This window comes from Enterococcus sp. LJL98 (assembly GCF_054871745.1).
Genome location: NZ_JBTXLU010000020.1, coordinates 1 through 20,188, shown reverse-complemented (window position 1 = coordinate 20,188; position 20,188 = coordinate 1). Strand labels below are relative to the sequence as shown.

The window sequence follows — 20,188 nt, the reverse complement described above, 5'->3', positions numbered from 1 at the left end:
CGGTTAGAGGTTCGACTCCTCTTGGGTGCATCGTTACATATTGTACGGGAAGTAGCTCAGCTTGGTAGAGCACTTGGTTTGGGACCAAGGGGTCGCAGGTTCGAATCCTGTCTTCCCGATAGTAAATAGACAAGTTAAAGTAGAAGACATCAATGTTTCATTCGATGCCTTCTACTTTTTTATTTATTTTCGAAATATGATACAATAAGGAAGCAAAGAAAGAGGAGGCGTGTGTTTGGAAGGAAAAATTATAAAGGCGCTTAGTGGTTTTTATTATATTGAAAATAGCGGAGAAACGTATCAGACGCGAGCAAGAGGTAATTTTCGTAAACGTAAAATTACTCCTCTCGTAGGTGATAACGTTATTTTTGAAAGTAGTAGTTCCATTGATGGTTATTTATTAGAGGTCTTACCACGAAAAAACCAATTAGTTCGTCCAGCAGTTGCGAATGTCGATCAGGGAGTCGTTGTTACTAGTCTAGTTGAACCCAATTTTTCTTATAATTTACTGGATCGTTTTTTAGTCTCATTGGAATATGAAGATATTCAACCAATTATTTATTTAACCAAAGTTGATTTATTAACGGACCAAGTAATGGTATCTGAAATAAAACAAGTCTACGACCGTATTGGTTATCCAGTAATTGTAGCGACTGAAGATGCTGCCTCGGTTATTGAAATCGAAGAAACGTTCAAGGAAAAGTTAACAGTTTTTATGGGGCAATCTGGTGCTGGGAAATCAACCTTATTAAATCGAATTGTTCCAGATTTGGCTTTGGAAACAGCCGAAATATCGGCTGCCTTAGGACGTGGAAGGCATACAACGCGTCATGTCGAGTTACTAGCAATTGCTGGTGGACTTGTTGCAGACACGCCAGGCTTTAGTTCAATCGATTTTTTAGAAGTGGATGAACGAGAGTTACCCAAGTTGTTTCCTGAATTTGTAGAGGTAGCAAGTGATTGTCGCTTTAGAGAGTGTTCGCACGTCAATGAACCCGATTGTGCAGTGAAAGCCAGTGTTGAGGCAAGTCGAATCGCAACGACTCGTTATGAAAACTACTTGCAATTTTTAAATGAAGTAAAAAACAGAAAACCAATCTATCGTAAGAAGAAATAGGAGATGAATAGAACATGAAATTAGCCCCTTCGATTTTAAGTGCCGATTTTGCCAATTTACAAAGAGATGTAGCTTTTGTTGAAAAGCACGGTGCCGATTATATTCATATTGATGTGATGGACGGTCAGTTTGTTCCAAGTATTACTTTTGGCTCCAATGTTGTGAAAGCATTACGCCCACATACAAGGCTTCCACTCGATGTCCATCTAATGGTGGCAGATCCTGCACGTTATATCCATGAATTTGTTGCAGCAGGTGCCGACATTATTGGTGTTCATGTTGAGGCAGACCCTCATATTCATCGGACGATTCAGCTCATTAAGGCTCAAAAAGTAAAAGCAGAAGTTGTTGTGAATCCCGGCACACCGATTTGTGCCATTAAACACGTCTTAAGTATGGTAGATCAAGTGCTTGTGATGACGGTCAATCCGGGATTTGGCGGTCAGCAGTTTATTCCAGAAACCTTAGATAAAATCCGCGAACTGGCTCAAATAAGAGCAGAGCGAGGGTATACTTATGATATACAGGTGGATGGTGGGATTATTCCAGAAACAGCAGAATTATGTAAGGCAGCAGGAGCAAACGTTTTTGTAGCAGGTAGCTATATTTATGATGCAGAAAAACCTGCACAACAAATACAAAACTTAAAGCAGGTATTAGAAGGATGAATGTCTTATTAGTCGCTGGTGGAACCGTTGAACATTGGCCTAGACTCCAAGATCATTATGATATTTATATTGGGATTGATCGGGGAAGTTTGTATTTACTTGAAGCCGGATACCCTTTGGATTTAGCTATTGGAGATTTTGATTCGTTAAGTGCCGTTGAAAAAGCCTTTGTTTTTAAAAAAGCAAAAAAAGTTCAAATGGCGCCAGCTGAAAAGGATGAAACAGACACACAACTTGCTTTAGGGTATGCACTTAGGCACTATCCAACCGCTAAAATTGAATTGATTGGTGTAACAGGCGGTCGCTTAGATCATTTGTTATCTAATTTATGGATGATTTTTGAACCTCGTTTTAAAAAACATAGCAATCAGATTTGCTTGCGTGACGCACAAAACACAGTGACCTACCTATTACCGGGAAACCATCAAGTGAAAAGGATTCCTATGATGAAATATTTAGGCTATTGTTGCCTGACGCCTATCCGTAACTTAACTTTAACAGATAGTAAATATACTTTAAAACAGGTAGATATCGATTATCCAACCTCACTAGCGAGCAATGAATTTCTTGGAGAAACAGCGCAAATTTCCTTTGATGCAGGCTTGGTTGCGGTCATTCAATCGCGAGATAAATAAGAAGGGGAGACTTCACTTTTTTTGAAACAAAAGTGTTCAAAAAAGCTTAAGAGTCTCACCTTTTCTTTTGTTTCCAAGAAATTAGTGGTACAATTTAGACTATCAGTCTGTATAAATATGAGGTGCCTTTTGTGAAAAAATTTAATCCAAATAAAAATATCATTATCACGTTAATCCTTGTGATTATTATTGTTAGTACATTAAGTATCACCATTACTAGAAGAGCCGTTGCAGACAAGCCGATTTTTGGGCAAGCAGTCATTAACGATGTCGTTGCTGGTGTGGACCGAGTTATTTCTGCCCCCATTCGTTGGGTTGAAAAAAGTGCGAATGCGGTTGAAAATCTTTTTGTTACTTATGAAGAAAACGAACGGTTGAAAGAAAAAATCGATGCGTATGATGCAATGGTTCAACAAAATAAAAACAATGAGCGAGAAATTGCAACACTTACAGAGGAACTTGAACTGCAAAGCACGCTCACAAAATTTGAGAAAATTACAAGCAATGTCATCTCACGTTCTCCTGATACTTGGCAAGATATGCTTGTTATAGATCGTGGAAGCACGGATGAGATTGAAGTCAATATGCCCGTACTTTCTAAACAAGGCTTAATTGGTCGTGTGATTGAAGTCAATCCTTATTCTTCCAAAGTAGAGTTACTAACTTCAAGCAATCAAACAAGTAATCAATTTCCAGTCAGAATCTCCAGTGAAAAAGGAGAAGCTTTTGGTATATTAAAAGGCTATGATCGAAAAACGAATCGTTTAGTAATCGAACAAATTACTGGAGAAGCCAATATTCCTGAAGGCTCAGTCGTTCAGACGTCAGGTCTTGGTGGCGGATCACCCGCGGATTTACCGGTAGGGACCACTCTCAAAGAAAGTACCGATCGCTTTGGTTTGACACGTCAAGTGTATTTAAAGCCGTATGCAGAGATGTCTGACTTACTCGTGGTGACTGTTATTAAGCGAGGAGTAGGTGAGGAAGAAGAATGATTTCAAAACGAATTCAGTATGGCGCCCCATTTTTATTCTTTTTCTTAATTTTAATTGACGCACACCTCACCCAGTTACTTACCGCATTCAATCAAAATCGTTATATTTGGCGGAGTCATCTTGCTTTAATCGCGTTCTTGTTTGCAGTTCGGTATTTGCCGAAAAACTACCTCCTCGTGACATCATTAATTATTGGTGGTATTTTTGATTTATATTATCTGGGACTACTTGGTATTTATATTGTTGTTTTCCCGCTAACGATTGCTTTGATGTCTTTCTTAAAAGAAATTATCTTTGAAAACTCATTTAATCTTTTTTTTGGAATGATTATCTTCGTGACCTTTTTTGAAATTGTCATTTTGTTTATTCAGGTGATTTTTAATCTGATTCATGTTGACTTACTTTATTTTGTGACACAGCTACTTGCCCCAACACTATTGTTAAATATGGGCTTGTTTCTAATAACCATGTACCCGCTTAAAAAAATATTTTGGTAAAAAGGTCTTTTCTCATGATGCTTGTGATTATGAGGAAGACCTTTTTATTGCATTCAAAAATGAATGGCGGTAATAAAATGACATTGAGAAAAAGATTCTTTTAAAAAAACGTAGCAGGTATGTTATAATTTTATCAGCTTTTTTAGAGGAGGAATTATGCAGAAAGAAACATTTTCAAAACTGTATTTATCCATTATTAGTAGTGGTATATTAGGAGTAAGTTCCATTATTTTCGGCTGGTTTTTTCATACCTCTGTGATTATTCTTGATGGATTCTTCACAATAGTTGGAACAGTAATGGCAGCAATAATGCTTTTTGTCGCAAAATATATTGAAAAGGAAGACTTCAAAAATTTTCCTTTCGGTAAGGATGTTCTCTCGCCTTTAATTTTACTAATAAACAATTTTGTCTTATTATTGATTGCGCTTGTTGGGATTACTCAGTCTGTCGAGACCTTACTTTTTCATAGTTATGATGAGATTAATTATCTCATTGGTGGGTTGTATACGTTGTTTAGTATTGTTTATTGCTTATTCATCTTGAAAAAATTAAAAAAAGGAACTTCGATAAGCGGGATGCTGCAACTGGAAATTCGTCAATGGCGTTTTGGCCTTTATTTTAGTGTGAGTATTTTAGTCTCGTATTTAATTGCTCTCCTTCTCGCACATCTTCATTATGAAACATTGGCGCAAACAATTGACCCAGTGGTTACTTTGTTTATTACGGGTTACTTTATTTTTATTTCAATTAGAGAAATTAAAGCCCATTTTCGTGAGGTGCTTTCAGGCACGCCAAGTCTTCAAATTCGGCAAGAAATTGTTCAGGTGCTTGAACAAAGGATTACACAGAGATCTAGCATAGAAGAATCTATTTTGAGAACGGCAAAAGTTGGTGATTCTTTAATAATTGAACTGGATATCGTCATCTCTCCCGAGTCCACACTCGATAGTATTTTAGTGCAAGATCAGTTGCGTTCTGAAGTGATCGCTGCGCTAGAAGAAATTTACCCGCCACATCAAACATGGCTTAGCATTACTTTTACGGCAGATAAACGATTTGCTTATTAATGATTACTTAAAAATAAAGAGACACATTCTTTAGAAGTCTCAAATAATAAAGGAGTTTGATTTTATATGTTTGATCTTATGTCTGATGGCCAAGAATTATTCACCCCAGGGGATCACGATTCGCATGCGTTTCGTATCCCTGCATTATTGCATACTAAAAAAGGAACGCTAATTGCAGCGGCAGATGCTCGAATTGCGAGTCAACGAGATAATCCGAATGAAATTAAGAACGTGATTCGTAGAAGTTTTGATGAAGGAAACACGTGGAGTGCCTGTCAAACGACGGTTGAATTTTTGGGAGACACCGGTTTAAATGGTCCGGCTGCCATCGACTGTTCCTTATTGCAAGATCAAGCAACGGAAAGAATTTGGTTGCTTTATTCGCATAGCCCGGGTGGTGTAGGTGCCTTTAGCAGTTGGGTGGGCCGTGGGTTCGATGAACAAGGGCGTCGAATTTTGTATAATCGACATTACTATCCCTATCTCTTAGCCAAAGATGGTCGCGTTTACACAAAAGACGAGGAAGCGCTTACGGATTATCGTGTTGATCAAACGGGTCGTGTCTTTAAAGGTGCTGTTGCTTTAGGTACGATTTATGAGAAATTTGACGAATTGAAAGAGCAGCAATTGTATGAGGCACCGACAAGCTACCTGCAAATCATCTACAGTGATGATGAAGGCTCGACATGGTCCAAACCGATTGACTTGAACTTACAGGTGAAAGAAGAGTGGATGAGCTTTATTGGAACTGGCCCGGGTATTGGGATTCAGCTACAAAAAGGAGCGCATCAAGGTCGTCTAGTATTTCCGATTTATTTTATGAATGCCAGTGGTTTTTTCTCTTGTAGTGTCATTTACAGTGATGACCATGGACAGACTTGGCAAAGAGGGCAATCACCCAATGACAATCGGCCCATTTCCCTTACTCAAACAACAGCCGAAACATTAGGGCATGCCTTGAAAAAATACGAATTAACTGAATCTCAAGTGGTCGAACAATTGGATGGCTCCGTTGCGATCTATATGCGCAACCACTACGGTAAAGGCTGCCTGGCAAAAGCAGTCAGTCAAGATGGTGCTTTTTCATGGGGAGAAATCACTTTTGAAGAAACCTTGATTAATCCAGTTTGTCAGTTTAGTCTCTTGCATGCCATCCAAGGCTTGGATGAGAGCGTTTGGGTCTACCTAGGACCAAATGATAAGAAAGAAAGAAAAAACGGTGTCTTACGAGTCAGTCTTGATGCAGGGAAAACATGGACGTACGAACAAGTGATTGAAGAACAATCTTTTATTTATTCTTCGATGGCTGCATTGAACGATGGAAAAATCGGGCTTTTATATGAAAGTCAATACGATGAAGATGGTCTGATCCGGCTAATTTTTAAAACAGTTGATTTAAAACAGTTACTTCCTCAAGCTTAATCCGTTTTTTTAAACAAAAATGTCGGGAAAGACGCCAAAAAGCTCGTTATAAGGTGTGAATTGAAATATATTTGTAACATTGGGTTTATCAAACTGTCATACGTCTATGTTACAATCACATTGTTATAGAAATTGAGGAAAACTTTAATTTAACTTAAAAATTACTTAAATATATTACTTAGTCGGAGGAATAGATCTTGAAGAAACGAATATTATCGTCATTAGTCGCAGGTTCCCTATTATTTACTGCAGTGATCGCACCTACCGTGGCGTTAGCAGATGATTTTGATACACAATTGGAACAAAAAGACAAAGAAATTAGTGCATTAAAAAGCCAACAGGCACGCTTACAATCACAAATCGACACATTAGAAGGTGAAGTAGCAAGCATTAATGCCAAAGCACAAGAGCTATTAGAAAAACAACAAACGTTAGCAAAAGAAACAGAGCAATTACAACAAGAAATTGCGGATCTAGAAGTTCGAATTGAGCGACGCGAAGAAGCAATCCGTAACCAAGCTCGTGACGTCCAAGTAAACGGCAGTCAAACAACAGTGATTGAAGCGGTTTTAACAGCTGAATCATTAACAGATGCAATTGGTCGTATCCAAGCAATGTCAACAATCGTGAATGCAAATAACGATTTAGTCACACAACAAAAAGAAGACAAACAAGCAGTCGAAGATAAAAAAGCAGAAAATGACGCAAAAATGACTGAAATTCAAGAAAACCAAGTGACACTAGAAGCACAAAAGGGTGAACTTGAACGAAGCCAGGCTGATTTAGCTGTTGCAAAAGCTGACTTTGCCTTACAACAAGCGTCAAAAGAAAGTGAAAAAGAAGCGATTCGAGATCGTAAAGCGCAAGCAGAAGCAGAACGTGCACGAATTGCAGAAGCAGAGCGTTTAGCGGCAGAAACACAACGTCGTGCAGCAGCACAACAAGCAGCAGCTGAAACGCCAGCCAATAATACCGATGCGAATCGTAATGACTCAAGTCAATCGAACAATGAAACAGTGACACAACCAAGTGTTGAAGCACCAAGTACAGGTGGCAACAACAATACAAACAACAATGCAAATAATAATAACAACACAAGTAACAACGTTCAAACTCCGGCACCACAACCGGAAGCACCGTCAACGCCAGCACCCGCTCCTGCACCATCAGGAAATGCCTCTGCAGTTATTGCAGAAGCATACAAACATATTGGAAAACCTTATGTTTGGGGAGCTAAAGGACCAGAAAGCTTTGACTGTTCTGGCTTCACTAGTTACGTGTTTCGTCATGCAGCTGGACGTGAAATTGGCGGTTGGACCGTTCCACAAGAAAGTGCCGGCGCAACGATTTCTGTAGGGGAAGCACAAGCAGGCGATCTATACTTCTGGGGTGCACCAGGTGGCACACATCACGTAGCCATTGCATTAGGTGGCGGACAATACATCCATGCACCTGCTCCAGGCCAAAGTGTAACAGTTGGTTCAGTTGGTGGATTCGCACCAGACTTTGCAGTACGTATGTAAGAAGAATAAAAGCTGACGGAATTTCTCGTCAGCTTTTTTGTATGTTAGAAAATGAGAACGATGAGGAGTCCAAGACTCAAAAAGGGGACAAAGGGGAGATAGAGCAAAACTTGTCTTTTGAAGAGAAAATAACAAATAAAAAATAATAGAGCTGAACAACTTGCACAGGCTAACAGGAGAAAAAACTGAGTAAAAGTAAGCCAAGGACTCCAAATTAAGAGTAACAACAAGTCACCAAAGCCAAGATAAGAACGGAAAAAAAGTGAAATGAGAATCGTAGCAAAGCACACGAAACTGAACGTACCTAAATGAAAAACCCATTGCTGATAAAAGAGTAGAAACCAAAGAAGCGTTCCAAAACTAGCTAAAATTTTTGGTTCAACAATTAGGTAAAAATAATCAGTCAAGGAAAGTAAATAGGCCATCGTCAGCCATAAAAAAAAAGGGACTTGCATCGGTGAAGGGGTTTGTTTAACAAGGATGACCAAAAGAAATCCATAGCTCAGCTCACTAAACAGATAAAAAATGGGCACCTTTATTTTGCAAGTAGAACAACGAAAACGAGAAATAATTATTGAAAAGAGTGGCAATAATTCATAGTATTTCAGTTTTTTTTGACAATGCGGACAGTTGGAACGAGAAAAAATAAAATCTTGCCCAATCGGTAAACGCCAAGCAACGACCGTTAAGAATGAACCAATGCAACAACCAATATAAAAAATGAACATCGCAATTCTCCTTAGTTTCTTTTAAGATAAATACGCAAAAAGAGTCTTTACTAGACAAAAAGTCGAGAATCAGTGAATAATAAATAGAACCAAAACGAAGGAGGAAAAAAAGATGCACAAAAAATGGATCGGAATGGTCCTGCCAGCATTTACCTTGTTGTTACTTGCAGGGTGTACGAAAGCAATTCCAGCAGAAGAAGCAGCTCCATTACTACTAGATGAAATGATTTATGAGAAAAAAGCAGAAGCCTTTCAAACAAACTTCTTACAAAGTGAAGAACTAGAGACCGCTTTTCAATCGCAACGTACTTCTTTTGAAGAAAACTTTACGGAAGGACTTTTACAAAGTGGTGAGGCGGTCGATCAGCAAGTCGCTGCAGAAATTTCAGAAGCCTTAATGAAGCAAGTAAAAGAGCAAACGAGTTATAATGTCAAACAAATTACTGAGACCAAATCAATTTTCCATGTGATTTATGAAGTGAAGGGATTTGACTTGATGGCCTTGTTCAAAGCATCGACTACGGGATTGTTAGAAAAAATTGAAGAGAAAAATAATCTAGTGAAAGATCCTGAAAAGTTAGTCACAGAAACGGTCAAAATCATGCAAGATCAAATTCCCTTAACGCCGGCAAAGGAAACATCAACTGAAGTTACCTTGCAACTCAAGCAAAACAAAGGGAAATGGGAAATAGTTGGCGGGCAAGATGAAACCTTAGCTAGCTTGTACCTCGCTTTTTACGCGGGTGTCCGTGACGAAGAAGAGTTGGCAGCAGAAATGATGCAAGCCATGTCAGAAGTGATTGTCCCGAATCTGGAAGAAATCAAAGAAAAATGAGAATCTTTCTCAAATATGTAGAATCGGTGTACATTTCTAAGCATTCGTATTATGCTAGAAGTATCAAAAGTGAGGAGAGATAAAGATGAAATATCAAGAAACCAAAAAAGTATTGAATCAATTAGTTGCAGATTTAAGTCAATTTTCAGTCATTATCCATCAAACCCACTGGTATATGCGTGGTCCTGAGTTCTTAAGCTTACACCCTTTAATGGATGAGTTTATGGATGAAATTAACGATCAATTAGACGTGATTTCAGAACGTTTGATTACGTTAGATGGTGCACCATACTCAACTTTACAAGAGTTTATTGATCATACTGGTATCAAAGATGAAATTGGAAGTTACGAGCGCACGATTCCTGAAAGAATGGCGACCTTAGTTTCTGGTTATCGCTACTTAGCAGACTTGTACAAAACCGGTATTAAGGTAGCGGGCGATGAAGGCGATGACAGTAGCCAAGATATTTTTACCAGCTTTAATACAGACATCGAGAAAAAAATCTGGATGTTACAAGCAAAACTTGGTTTCGCACCAGAAATTGATCCTGCTTAATCTAAATGAGTCATGAAGCTTCTTAGGGGTTGACCCAAGAAGCTTTTTTTCTATTTTAAAGAGAAAAAGATTGACATTGCTTTAAAATGTAGGTATCATATTAAATGGTATTGTTTGCCCCATGAGAGCCCCGGAAACTCAAATGCATGTCAAACATTCGAAATTGAAATTGGAGGAAAATATAGTGCGTACAACATATATGGCCAAAGCTGGCGAAGTAGAACGTAAATGGTATGTCGTTGATGCAACAGATGTTCCTATGGGTCGTCTTTCAGCAGTCGTAGCATCAATTCTACGTGGAAAAAATAAACCAACATTCACTCCACACGTGGATACAGGTGATTTTGTCATCGTAATTAATGCAGATAAAATTAAATTAACAGGTAATAAAGCAGACGGTAAAATTTACCACCACCACTCAGGTTACATCGGTGGATTGAAATCAATCTCAGCAGGCGAATTACGTGAGAAAAATTCTCGTCGTTTAATTGAAAATTCTGTTAAAGGTATGTTACCTAAAAATACTTTAGGTCGTGCTCAAGGCATGAAATTACACGTTTATGCTGAAGGAACTCATCCACATGCAGCACAACAACCAGAAGTATTAGATATCACAAACTTAATTTAACAGGAGGGAATTTCATTGGCACAAGCACAATATATCGGCACAGGCCGTCGTAAAAACGCAGTTGCTCGCGTACGTTTAGTACCAGGAACTGGTCAAATTACTATTAACAAAAAAGACATTGAAACATATATCCCACATGCTGACCTACGTGAAGTTATCAACCAACCATTTGGCGTAACTGAAACAAAAGGCGCATATGACGTAATGGTTAACGTAAACGGTGGAGGATATGCTGGACAATCAGGTGCAATCCGTCATGGTATCGCACGTGCATTGTTAACAGTTGATCCTGATTTCCGTGCAGCTTTAAAACAAGCTGGTCTATTAACTCGTGACGCTCGTATGGTGGAACGTAAAAAACCAGGTCTTAAAAAAGCTCGTAAAGCTTCACAATTCTCTAAGCGTTAATCGTTGTTATATCAACGTTTCAAGACACTTTCTCATTGCGAGAGAGTGTCTTTTTTGTTATTTGAATGAGTCCTTCCGTTAAAAATGTCCGTGTTTTCATATTATGAAACAATTTGAAACCATAGGAGACGCGTTTCAATGTCTTAATATGCGTATTTTTTGCTTTGAGTTTTTCATTCAAATAGGGGTAAATAAAACAGTTCTCGAATAACCTCTCAATAAGAAAACTAGTTTTAAAAGGTCGTTCTTAATTCAGAATCAAGTGTATCAGACAAATTGAGAAGTTTTTAAAAATACGATAGGCAAGGATTAAAGGCTTAGAAAAAGAAACGAAATAATGTACCCCCATTTTTTTGAGGTTAATTATCGAAAATATGATATAGTTAAATGAGAGATTACTATGTATAGTGATACAAGAGGCAAGGAGGTACTTTGTTGTCTGAAAAAATTATAAAAAGCAAAGAACGTGTACAAAAGCACGGAGAAGTATTTACGCCTAAAAAAGTTGTAAATCAAATGCTGAATATCCCTGAAGTAAAAGAAGCATGTGAAGACTTAACAACTACATTTTTAGAACCAGCAGCTGGAGAAGGTGCTTTTTTAATTGAAATACTTAAAAGAAAATTAGCTATGATTTCAATGAAATATAACGATGATTTAATTCGCTATGAAAATTACTCGTTGCTTGCTTTATCAACCCTATATGGCATTGAGTTGTTAGAAGATAACGCTCAAACTTGCGTAATGAATATGTATCAGGAGTATTATGATTTTTACAAAGAGCAAATAAATTATCATAATGGGAAAGCAAACCAAAAGGTACTAGATAGCGCGAAAAGGATTATTTCATTAAATATAAGAAATGGAAATTTTCTAACCCGTAAAGCAATTGACGGATTCGACTTAGTGTTTAGTGAATGGAAACCAATAAACCTTCGAACGATTACTAAAAATATCAAGGTCCAAAGAACAGAATATACACTTGATGAAATTTATGAGAATACACAAAAGGAAAATGGTAAAGCTTTGCAAAAATCTAAAAATGAACCAGAACAAATTGATCTTTTTAGCTTTTTAGATGAACCATTTGATGAAAAAGAAGAAGTTGTAAAAGAAATGCAATACATTCCTGTGAAAATAATCGATGTTTATAAAGAGGAAATGGAGGAAGTCTAAATGGACAAAACAATCATTAAACCATTTGAAGAAATCGAATATAAAGTGTATGGATATACGCTTCCAGAAGTTCCATCACATGATGGTTATGTAAAAATAGGTGATACAACTAGGGATGCAGCGACTCGAGTGTTTGAACAAGTGGGAACAGCGGGATTAAATCCAAATATATTATTTGAAAAACTGGCAAGAAAGTCTGATGGTAAATGGTTCCGAGATAAAGAATTACATCGTTATTTCAATATGAATGGAATTGAGAGAAAAGATTTTAATGGTCGTGCAGATGAATGGTTTTATTTCAATGGAACATTAGAAAAGGCAGAAGAGTTAACAGATAAATTCATTGAACAAGACTATGATGAAATTCAAATTACAAATGACAAATTTGATTATGTTTTACGAAATGAGCAACAACAGGCAGTAGAAAAAACATTGGAATATTACCGTAGTGAAGATGAAGAGAAGGAATTTTTGTGGAATGCAAAGCCAAGGTTTGGTAAGACGTTAACAACATATGACTTTATTCGAAATTTACAAACGACGAATGTGTTAATTGTTACGAATAGACCAGCGATTGCTAATTCGTGGTTTGATGATTTTCAAAAGTTCATTGCATGGCAAGAACCACATATGAAATTCGTTTCTGAAACAGATGCATTAAATGGTAAAGCAATGAGTCGTGATCAATACAGAGACCATCTCGATACAACAACTTATGTAAATCCATCCCAAATTGCTTTTATATCATTACAAGATTTAAAGGGAGCAAAGTTTGCGGGTGGTAGACATGAAAAATTGGACTGGGTTGCTGGTTTAGAATGGGATGTTCTAGTTATTGATGAAGCCCATGAAGGGATTGACACGAAGAAGACAGATAGAGCATTCAGTCAGCTTAAGAGAAAATTTACATTACATCTTTCGGGAACGCCCTTTAAAGCGTTAGCAAATAATAAGTTCCATGAAAAACAAATTTTTAATTGGTCATATGTCGATGAACAGCTAGCAAAGGAAGAATGGGATGAAACGATTGGAAGCAATCCATATGAAAGCCTACCGACATTAAACCTATTTACATATCAAATGAGTAAAATGATTGAAGATGAAGTGACAGCAGGCTTACAAATTGAAGATGAAACCAATATAGATTATGCATTTGATTTAAATGAATTTTTTCGTGTGAAAGATAACGGTAAATTTGAGTATGAAGAAAGCGTCATCAGATTCTTAGATAATTTGTCGTCAGGGAAGTTTCCCTTTTCTGAAGATCAATATCGCAATGAACTTAATCATACATTTTGGTTATTGCCGCGTGTAAATGCTGCGAAGGCGTTAGAAAGACTTTTAAAAGCGCATCCAACTTTCAAAGACTATGCAATTGTACTTGCAGCTGGGGATGGTGTGAGTATTCAAGAAGATTTGGAGGAAGAGGCTCTCAATCTAAAAGAAAATACAAAAAGCTTTGATAAAGTTCGGAAAGCAATAAAAAAGCATGATAAAACAATCACTTTATCGGTTGGTCAATTAACGACGGGTGTGACAGTACCTGAATGGACAGCGGTATTTATGTTAAATAATATTGAGTCACCTAGTTTATACTTTCAGGCTGCATTTAGATCACAAAACCCGTATGAATTTGAGCAGGAAGGGAAATTATATCGCAAAGAAAATGCATATATATTTGATTTCTCTCCTGACAGAACATTACGACTATATGATGAATTTGCGAATAATTTAACGAGTGGTAGTTCTAGAACAAGTGATGAAAGAAAGAATAAGATTAAAAAGTTACTAAACTTCTTCCCTGTTATTGCTGAAGATGATGAAGGAGCGATGCATGAAATAGACGCTTCCGAAGTACTTACAATACCTTCACGCATTACTTCAAGAGAAGTTGTTAAAAGAGGATTCATGAGCAATTTACTTTTCGCTAATATTGCGGGTATTTTTTCAGGGGATTCACCATTTAAAGGTATATTAGATAAAATTCCGCCTGAGAAAAATAAAAGATTAGACAAACCACGTGAAATACCGATGACTGATCCTCACTTAAATGAAGAAGGGGAAGTTGAAATTCCGCCAGAAGTAGTGATAGGGAAATCAAAAGACCTATTTGGTGAAAAAATCTATGCACCAATTGAGGTGGTAGAAGAAGTAGCTAAGTCAATAGACGAAGCGGATGAAAGACAAAAAGAATCCATCAAAACTTTAGCTGGAAATATAACAGAATCATTTGCCAATGGATTTGATAAATTAAAAGATGATTTTAAATTAACAAAAGGTCGGACAGATGACATAAAGAAAAGTGTGCATATGTCATTAGAAGAAATGATTACGGACAAACATTTAACGATGACAAATGAAGTTAGAGAGTTACAAAGAGATTACGAACAAAAAAGAGAAAAAGCGACTCTTGAAAACAATGAAGAAGAATTGCAAGCTGTAACTAAACAATTTGAAGAAAAGAAAAAAGAAATCGAAACAACCTTTTCAGAAGAAATTAATAAAGAAGTAGAAGAAACCATTCATACAGTAGTAGAAGAGCAAATTGAGAAGGTTGAAGAAAAGAAAAAGAAAACAACCGAAGATGATGTTCGTGATCATTTACGTGGATTTGCGCGTACAATTCCAGCTTTCTTAATGGCTTATGGTGATGATGAAACAACATTAGCTAACTTTGACGAAAATATTGATGAAGTAACATTTGAAGATTTAACGAGTATTACAGTTGATGAGTTTAAAAAACTACGAGATGGCTTTGAATATGTTGATGATCAGGGGAGTGAAAAGACAATCCCTGGTTTGTTTAATGAGGTTGTTTTTAATGCGAGTATAAGGGAGTTTTTAAACACGAAAGAACGCTTAGCAAATTATTTTGATGAGAGTATAGAAGAGGATATATTTGATTACATTCCGCCACAGAAAACAAATCAAATTTTCACGCCAAGACGAGTAGTTAAAATGATGGTTGATGCACTTGAAAATGAAAATTCGAATATATTCAAAGATAAAACAATGAAATTTGCCGATTTGTATGTAAAGAGTGGCTTGTATATTACAGAAATTGTAAAGAGGCTGGATGAGGGATTGAAAGATCAAATTCCAGATCAGAAAGAACGGGTTAAATGGATTTTAGAAAATCAAGTGTATGCTTGCGCACCTAGTGATATTATTTATAATATTGTGAAAAAATATATTTACTCTAGCTTAAATGGTATTTCAACGAATAATTTAGTCGAGTGTGATTTAACGTCGTATGTTAAAGAAGGCTCTATCTCAAAAAAAATAGAAGAATTATATAGGGGTGAAAATGTGAAATTTGATGTGATTGTAGGGAACCCACCATATCAGGAAGAGGACGGGGGGGCTCAATCTAGCGCACGTCCAGTTTACCATCACTTTATTCAGGCTGCAAAGAACCTGAATCCAGAGTACATTACTTATATTACACCTAGTCGTTGGTTTGTAGGTGGGAAAGGCCTAGACACGTTCAGGGATGAAATGTTAAATGATCTGCATTTGAAGGAGATTCACGACTGGTTAACACCTGAGGATATTTTTCCTAATACAAATATTAGAGGTGGAGTAAACTATTTTCTGTGGAATAAAAACTATACAAATGAATTAATTAGATTTGCATCTTATAAAAATGGCAGAAAGATTAGTGATTTAAAACGTCCATTAGCAATTAAAGGAATTGATATTTTGTTAAGGGATAATATTGGTATAAAGGTTTTGGAGAAAATATGTGCAAATGATTATGAAAATATCTTCACAATATCTGAAATTGTATCTCCGAGAAAACCATTCGGGCTTGGTGGGTATTTTGTAGACGATGAAAGATTTAATTCCTCTGAAACTTCATTAAAGTTTCCGATTATTTGTTATGCAAAGGGGTGGAAAAAGGGTTATATCGAGCGAGAAATAGTTGAGATTCGACCGGAGTGGATTGACGAGTGGAAGATATTTACACCACGTGCTAACAACATTGGAACAGAGCTTGCGGATGATAATTTTAATGTTCGAATTGGAGAACCTGGTACAATTTGTACTGAATCATATATGGTAATAGGTGCAGACCAAAGATTTGGTCAGAGAGAAGTTGAAGCATTAGGAAAGTATTTGCAAACAAAGTTTTCTAGATTTCTTCATAGCTTGGCTAAGGGGAGTCAAGATGCGACAGCGAAAACCTATAGATTTATTCCTTTGCAAGACTTTACTAGTGATTCTGATATTGATTGGAATAACCCTATTATAGATATTGATGAGCAATTATTTGAAAAATATAGATTGACATCGTCAGAGATGGAATATATAAAAAATAATATAAAAGAAATGGCTTAATGTTCATGATTAAATATATCACTTGCATAATTGTATGTGGTATATTTGTGTACTTAATTCAAAATGTTACAACTCTTATACAAGTAGCAAAAATAAAAAAATAGGAGGACAACAATGTTTACGTCAGGAGCAGAATGGATTAGAGCAGACTTCCACCTTCATACGAAGGCGGATAAAGAGTTTTCATATACAGGAGAAGAAGATCGTTTCATCAGTGATTACGTAGAGAAGTTAAAACAGGAAAATATTAAATTGGGGGTAATTACCAACCATAATAAATTTGATTTAGGTGAGTACAGAGGTTTAAGGAAAAAAGCGAAAAAGGAAAATATAACGATACTTCCGGGGGTGGAGTTATCTGTTAAAGAAGGAGCCAATGGAATACATTGCTTAATTGTTTTTAAAGAAGAAGATTGGATTAAAGGAAAGAGTGAAACAATTAATCAATTTCTTGATGAAGTATTTAAGGGTATTGATAATAGAGAACATGAAAATACTCAGTGTAATAAGGACTTGGCAGGAATAATTGAATGTTTAGATTCATATAATAAAGAATACTTTATTATAATGGCTCATATTGAACAAAAAAGTGGCTTTCTTAAAGAGTGTAGAGGGGGGCTCATAGAATCTTTAAGCAATAAAATTTGGTTTAAAAATAAAGTTCTTGGCTTCCAAAAAGGTCGAACTAGGGATAAGATGAAGCAACTTGAAGATTGGATGGGATATAAACTTCCTTATATTGAGGGTTCAGATTGCAAATCTATTGACCAAATAGGTAAAGGAAATAAATCTTATATTAAGATTGGAGATGGGAATTTTGATTCGGTTGTACTTGCATTCAAAGACTATCAAAATCGAACTTCTTTGTCTGAAAAAGAGTATAATCATGGATACATAAAATCTGTTGAATTCATTGGTGGGAAAATGAACAATCAAAAAATAAATTTATCACCGGAATTAAATAGTTTAATCGGAATTCGAGGTAGTGGTAAGTCAAGTATTATAGAAGCCATCAGATATACTCTAGATATGTCACCATCAACAGCTGATGAAGATTATAAATCAGATGTAGTAAAAAACCTCCTAGAATCAGGTGGACAGGTAATAATTGAACTTCAAGATAATTACAAAAAAAAATATAAAATAAAAAGGATATTAGGAGAAGCACCACATATTCTTGACGAAAACGACATGGAAATTGGAGTTACAATAAACTCTATCCTTCAAACTCCTTTATATTTTGGACAAAAAGATTTATCTTATATGGATAATGGCTTTGAACTAGAGTTATTAAACAAATTAGTTGGAAAGAAAACAAAATCTTTTCAGGGAGATTTAACCAGAATAAACGATCAATTAAACAATGGAATCAACCAATTATTCAATCTAAACGATCAAGTTGATACTTTACCCGATCTAAGGAGAAACTTAACAGATATAAAGCATAAGATAAAGATATTTGAAGAGAAAGGTTTATCTGCAAAACTTTCTAAACAGGTTAATTTCCAGAAGGATGAAAGAAACATAAAAAACGTATATGAATTAATTAATAAATTCAAAGTTAATTCAGAAGAATTATTGAACTCTAATAATCTTAGAGAGCTAAATGAATTAAGTGATCTTGAGTCTAAGGAAGTACCAGAGCTATTTATAAAGTTATCACAAGAGATTTCTACTATAATTAATATCAAAAAAGAAATTGAGAAAATTATAGTAAAGATTGATTCCAGCTCTAAACTAGTTAAAAAATATTTAGAGGAGATTCGACTAATTATAAAATCACTTGAGGAAGAATTTGCCGAGATTAAAAGAGAAATTGAGATACCAAATTTAAATCCTGATGATTTTGCAAAGCTTAAAGTTGCGGAAGAAAAATTAACAAAGTCTATTAATCAAGTTGCTAAACAAGAAGAAAGCAAGGGTAAAATTGAAACTCAAATTCGAGCTGCTCTAGATGAAAGAAATCAACTATTACTTAAAGAGTTCCAAATTTATAAAGATGAGATTGAAAAAATAAATTCAAATCAAAATGCACTAGAGTTAAGTATTGAGTTTAAAGGTAATAAAAAGGCCTTTTTCGATAATTTGATACAATCATTTAGAGGCTCTAATATAAATCAGAATACTTACAAAACTATATGTGAAAAGCATTCTGATTTGGCAGCTCTTATAGTTGATATTTTATTAGAAGGCTCTAAAATAACTTCTAGTCTAGTAACTGAAACTCAATTATCAAAGTTAAAAGAAAAAATTAAAGAAAACTACAGTGAACTATTAAAGATTAGAACTCCTAACCAGATTGAAATAAAGTATCACGGAAAACCTATAGCAAAACATTCTATTGGACAAAGGGCATCAGCATTAGTTCTTTTTATTTTATCTCAAAAAGATAATAACCTGATAATGATAGATCAACCAGAGGATGATTTAGATAACCAAGTAATTTATAATGAAATAATTACTAAGGTAAAAGAAAGGAAACCTGAAGTTCAGTTTGTTTTTGCGACACATAATGCTAATATTCCAGTCTTAGGTGACGCTGAGCAAGTAATTGCTGTTTCTTATAATGAAAAACAAATAATTGCGGAATCTGGAAGTATTGATAATAAAGACATTCAAAGTAAAATTGTTGATATTATGGAAGGTGGACAAGAAGCATTTAATAAAAGAACACAAATATATAATTTATGGAAAAATGAATAATTCCCATTAATATGTAAATTATTTTAAGGTTATAGTGTTTAAAAAATGTATTCAACTAACATCCATCATTTTGGTGCAAATTGGTTCAAGTAATTTCAATAACCATCGTTTTTCATCCATCTTTATCCATATAGAAATTTCCAAAGAGCTGATAAAGATGGATTACGATGGATTCAATACTCTTAGAATTTATCTGTATATTTCTCAAAACGTTAATTGCGATTATCGTTCGAGTTTACGAGTTACGAGAATGGTGCTGGGCGAAGCTTTGCTGAGCGTAGTTACCTTTCTGGATTCGTTGCGAATTTATTCGCTTACAAGTACCACTCATCTAGCCTTTTAAGGCACTTTCCATTTCGTTGGAAGGTGTCTTTTTGTTTGCCCAGCATGGGCAAACTCTAACGGGTTCAAGTCCCGAGTGCGTCCTAGTAGTGGAAAGCACCTAGCCAAATGCAAGGGTGTCCATGGCGACATAGAATCTGAAGGAAGCAAGAGGCAAACTTCCGGTCTGACGAATAGAAATCACATAGAAGGCAACAGTTGAGGATAAGGCTGCAAAAGGAGCTAAAGTCCAATAACTACCTGTAAGAATCAATTGGTGTAAATGTGGCAGATAGATGGAAGGGAAGAGTTTGCACCTTAACTGGGGAGGTCTCATTTCTCTAAATCAAACCCTTGTAGTGATACAAGACTGGAAAATGAGAAGTCAGCAGAAGTCATAGTAGTGAAGAAACTCAATGAAAGTTGAGAAGAGCGAAGGACAGAACAGCTTTATCGTTAACACTTCTCAATTGGGAGGGAAAGAAGACTGTTGGCATTGAGCAAGAAAACAGATAGCCACTCCACGAGAAAAGAAAGGATTAACACACGTGTATACAGAAAAATTGA

16 protein-coding genes, 1 tRNA gene and 1 pseudogene are annotated in these 20,188 nt (G+C 35.9%); 16 read left to right on the top strand and 2 right to left on the bottom strand.

Going from position 1 to position 20,188, the window contains the following annotated elements:
- Window positions 1-45: 45 nt before the first annotated feature.
- The 9 genes from ACYSNO_RS12280 to ACYSNO_RS12240 all read left to right on the top strand — a co-directional run bounded on the left by ACYSNO_RS12280 (window position 46) and on the right by ACYSNO_RS12240 (window position 7,925).
- Window positions 46-119 (top strand) — tRNA-Pro (locus tag ACYSNO_RS12280).
- A gap of 116 nt (window positions 120-235) precedes the next feature.
- Window positions 236-1,117, top strand: a complete 882-nt coding sequence (gene rsgA / locus ACYSNO_RS12275) for a ribosome small subunit-dependent GTPase A (RefSeq protein ID WP_461731373.1) — start codon at window positions 236-238, stop codon at window positions 1,115-1,117.
- Window positions 1,118-1,131: 14 nt separating this feature from the next.
- Window positions 1,132-1,785 (top strand): ribulose-phosphate 3-epimerase, encoded by a 654-nt coding sequence (rpe, locus tag ACYSNO_RS12270; protein WP_461731372.1) that lies wholly within the window; start codon window positions 1,132-1,134, stop codon window positions 1,783-1,785.
- Window positions 1,782-2,420, top strand: coding sequence for a thiamine diphosphokinase (locus ACYSNO_RS12265; RefSeq protein ID WP_461731371.1), 639 nt, complete (start codon window positions 1,782-1,784; stop codon window positions 2,418-2,420). The genes rpe and ACYSNO_RS12265 overlap by 4 nt, the downstream gene beginning before the upstream one ends.
- A 131-nt stretch (window positions 2,421-2,551) precedes the next feature.
- Window positions 2,552-3,415 (top strand): rod shape-determining protein MreC, encoded by an 864-nt coding sequence (gene mreC / locus ACYSNO_RS12260; protein WP_461731370.1) that lies wholly within the window; start codon window positions 2,552-2,554, stop codon window positions 3,413-3,415.
- Entirely contained in the window at window positions 3,412-3,912 is a 501-nt protein-coding gene (gene mreD / locus ACYSNO_RS12255; protein WP_461731369.1) for a rod shape-determining protein MreD, read from the top strand. The genes mreC and mreD overlap by 4 nt, the downstream gene beginning before the upstream one ends.
- A gap of 156 nt (window positions 3,913-4,068) precedes the next feature.
- The gene (locus ACYSNO_RS12250) at window positions 4,069-4,980 is read left to right on the top strand and encodes a cation transporter (RefSeq protein WP_461731368.1); all 912 of its coding nucleotides are present in this window, start codon (window positions 4,069-4,071) and stop codon (window positions 4,978-4,980) included.
- Between the two features lie 66 nt (window positions 4,981-5,046).
- Window positions 5,047-6,402 (top strand): sialidase family protein, encoded by a 1,356-nt coding sequence (locus ACYSNO_RS12245; RefSeq protein ID WP_461731367.1) that lies wholly within the window; start codon window positions 5,047-5,049, stop codon window positions 6,400-6,402.
- 197 nt (window positions 6,403-6,599) lie between these two features.
- Window positions 6,600-7,925 carry a C40 family peptidase gene (locus ACYSNO_RS12240; protein ID WP_461731366.1) on the top strand — a complete coding sequence of 442 codons (1,326 nt, stop codon included), beginning with the start codon at window positions 6,600-6,602 and terminating at the stop codon, window positions 7,923-7,925.
- Window positions 7,926-7,969: 44 nt separating this feature from the next.
- Here the strand turns inward: ACYSNO_RS12240 and ACYSNO_RS12235 are convergent, their stop codons facing one another.
- Window positions 7,970-8,653 carry a prepilin peptidase gene (locus ACYSNO_RS12235; protein ID WP_461731365.1) on the bottom strand — a complete coding sequence of 228 codons (684 nt, stop codon included), beginning with the start codon at window positions 8,651-8,653 and terminating at the stop codon, window positions 7,970-7,972.
- 112 nt (window positions 8,654-8,765) lie between these two features.
- On the opposite strand from ACYSNO_RS12235, the gene ACYSNO_RS12230 reads away from it, so the two are divergent.
- From ACYSNO_RS12230 to rpsI, 4 genes are all read left to right on the top strand, one after another.
- The gene (locus tag ACYSNO_RS12230) at window positions 8,766-9,488 is read left to right on the top strand and encodes a DUF5105 domain-containing protein (RefSeq protein ID WP_461731364.1); all 723 of its coding nucleotides are present in this window, start codon (window positions 8,766-8,768) and stop codon (window positions 9,486-9,488) included.
- Window positions 9,489-9,573: 85 nt separating this feature from the next.
- A complete protein-coding gene (locus ACYSNO_RS12225) occupies window positions 9,574-10,044 on the top strand; it encodes a Dps family protein (protein WP_461731363.1) in 471 nt (156 codons plus the stop codon).
- A 181-nt stretch (window positions 10,045-10,225) separates the two neighbouring features.
- Window positions 10,226-10,672, top strand: a complete 447-nt coding sequence (gene rplM / locus ACYSNO_RS12220) for a 50S ribosomal protein L13 (RefSeq protein ID WP_461731374.1) — start codon at window positions 10,226-10,228, stop codon at window positions 10,670-10,672.
- A 15-nt stretch (window positions 10,673-10,687) separates the two neighbouring features.
- Window positions 10,688-11,080 (top strand): 30S ribosomal protein S9, encoded by a 393-nt coding sequence (rpsI, locus tag ACYSNO_RS12215; protein ID WP_461731362.1) that lies wholly within the window; start codon window positions 10,688-10,690, stop codon window positions 11,078-11,080.
- Window positions 11,081-11,099: 19 nt separating this feature from the next.
- Here the strand turns inward: rpsI and ACYSNO_RS12210 are convergent.
- Window positions 11,100-11,282: pseudogene (locus tag ACYSNO_RS12210) on the bottom strand (hypothetical protein); the annotation flags it as partial.
- A 233-nt stretch (window positions 11,283-11,515) separates the two neighbouring features.
- On the opposite strand from ACYSNO_RS12210, the gene ACYSNO_RS12205 reads away from it, so the two are divergent.
- The 3 genes from ACYSNO_RS12205 to ACYSNO_RS12195 all read left to right on the top strand — a co-directional run bounded on the left by ACYSNO_RS12205 (window position 11,516) and on the right by ACYSNO_RS12195 (window position 19,300).
- A complete protein-coding gene (locus tag ACYSNO_RS12205) occupies window positions 11,516-12,256 on the top strand; it encodes an N-6 DNA methylase (RefSeq protein WP_461731361.1) in 741 nt (246 codons plus the stop codon).
- Entirely contained in the window at window positions 12,257-16,597 is a 4,341-nt protein-coding gene (locus ACYSNO_RS12200; protein WP_461731360.1) for an Eco57I restriction-modification methylase domain-containing protein, read from the top strand.
- 114 nt (window positions 16,598-16,711) lie between these two features.
- Window positions 16,712-19,300: a TrlF family AAA-like ATPase gene (locus tag ACYSNO_RS12195; protein ID WP_461731359.1), complete on the top strand. Its 2,589-nt coding sequence runs from the start codon at window positions 16,712-16,714 to the stop codon at window positions 19,298-19,300.
- Window positions 19,301-20,188: the final 888 nt, after the last annotated feature.